We start from the raw sequence: 1,754 nt of genomic DNA on the forward strand, positions 1-1,754 counted from the left end.
TAAATTGGACCCTTAGTCAAGGACATTTTTCAAAACGGCCTCTCTTTTTTAAAAACCTCCCTTTTATAAGGTTTAACCTTCAATTTACATTGCACTTTCATTCACATCACAAGTTCTGACTGCTGGAATTTCTGGTGTTTCAATTAAATCAGCTAATGGATAATAGCCTGTTGTCACAAATTCATAGTATTGACGAGGAGCTAATTTAGCTAAGCCCCATTGGTAGCGATCATGGTTGTAATAGTTCATATAGTGATCGATAGCTGCTTGTAATGCTTCAAATGTCTGGCATCCTGCGATATCTACTTCGTCTTTCATATGACCATAGAATGATTCTTGAGGGGCATTATCCCAACAGTTACCACGTCGAGACATCGATTGAATCAGGTCATGATCCTCAAGTAGTTCTTGGAATCTCATACTCGTGTAGTGTGAACCTTGATCTGAATGGATAATCGTCTCATGATTCAACGTCATGCCTTCTTCTTCAATTAACTGATTAATCGTGGCGAGGACGAATTCAACTTCTAAAGAAGCGCTGAGTTGGTACGCTAAGATTTCATTTGTATAAGCATCCTTGATGGTGGATAAATAAGCTCGCTTATCCTGACCATATAAGCAATAAGTAATGTCTGTTAATAAAACAGTTCGTGGACCAAAGGCTTTGAACTGTCGTTGAACGAGATTCGGTTTGATGGAATATTCTTGAGTTTCTCGAATAATTCGTTTACGGGTACGGGGTCTACGATGCTTGCAGTAGAGCCCATACTTGCGCATTAAGCGTAAAATCTTTTTACGATTCATGACCGTTTGTTCATGCAATAAAGTCATGTGAATACTGCGACTTCCTTTTTGATAACGGTGCTTAAAAAACGCTTTTAAGATGGTTTTGAAATCTTCTTGATCCGCTTGATCTCGTTGTTGCTGATTAGGTCTTGTCACGTTCAGACAATTATAATAGCCAGAGCGAGACACGCCCGCAACCTTGCAGAGCCAATATAAAGATAACAGGTTACCTGCTTCATTTAGCGTTGCTTCAATTAAACTATACTTAACCTGCGTGTTGCTTAAGGCGTGTCCTGCATCTGATCGATCCAAATGTTTTTTTTTAAGAATCGATTCTCTTGTTCAACATACTTGAGTTGATGTTCTAATCGTTTTATTCGTTCCTTATCACTTATTTTCATTGGATCATTTTTGGCTTTTTTAGCCTCTAAATAGGCTTGGTAATTAGGGTAATGATTTAAGAGAGTAATCAGGCTGGCAGCACGTTTTCTCCCAATTAATTCTGGACCTAAACCAATAGAGCGTAACCAGTCCATTCCCGATTCAAATTGGTCTTTTTGTTGATAATAGAGTGCTTTTAACTCGTCAGTGTAACGAATCTGTGACTGTGTGACTGATAAAATATAAGGCGATACTCTTAATTGATCGATGTGTTCTTGAGTTAAAATGTGTTTGGCCATAGTATGGACTCCTTTGTTTAAAATGCTTCATAATGAAATACTGAATAAAGTACACGCTAAGCCTTTATTTAGCTGTCTAGCTAAATATGTGGCCTTGTCGAACGTGTCTGTTAGAAAAACTGGACGAGTTAGTAGTGTCTGTAAAAAACAAGCACCTTATTCGTTTGTGTCTATTCAAACAAGCTAGCCTTTTTATTAGTGTACAGATAATATATCTATCTTATTCCACGCTGTCTATATTTTTATGAGGCCGTAAAAATCACTGTCCATTCTATAGGGTCCATTTTA

At 37.6% G+C, this 1,754-nt stretch carries 2 protein-coding genes; both read right to left on the reverse strand.

Annotated elements, in window-relative coordinates; genetic code table 11:
- Window positions 1-84: 84 nt before the first annotated feature.
- A complete protein-coding gene (locus ACTQ45_RS13520) occupies window positions 85-1,098 on the reverse strand; it encodes an IS3 family transposase (protein WP_153862752.1) in 1,014 nt (337 codons plus the stop codon).
- Complete coding sequence (locus ACTQ45_RS13525) at window positions 1,068-1,466, reverse strand: HTH domain-containing protein (protein WP_153862753.1); 399 nt, start codon at window positions 1,464-1,466, stop codon at window positions 1,068-1,070. The genes ACTQ45_RS13520 and ACTQ45_RS13525 overlap by 31 nt, the downstream gene beginning before the upstream one ends.
- Window positions 1,467-1,754: the final 288 nt, after the last annotated feature.

This window comes from Fundicoccus sp. Sow4_D5 (genome assembly GCF_052116365.1).
In the GTDB taxonomy this organism is placed as follows: Bacteria; Bacillota; Bacilli; order Lactobacillales; family Aerococcaceae; genus Fundicoccus.

Excerpts from the sequence above, each read along its gene's own strand:
- ACTQ45_RS13525 (WP_153862753.1), bottom strand. The coding sequence starts at position 1,466 with ATGGCCAAACACATTTTAACTCAAGAACACATCGATCAATTAAGAGTA.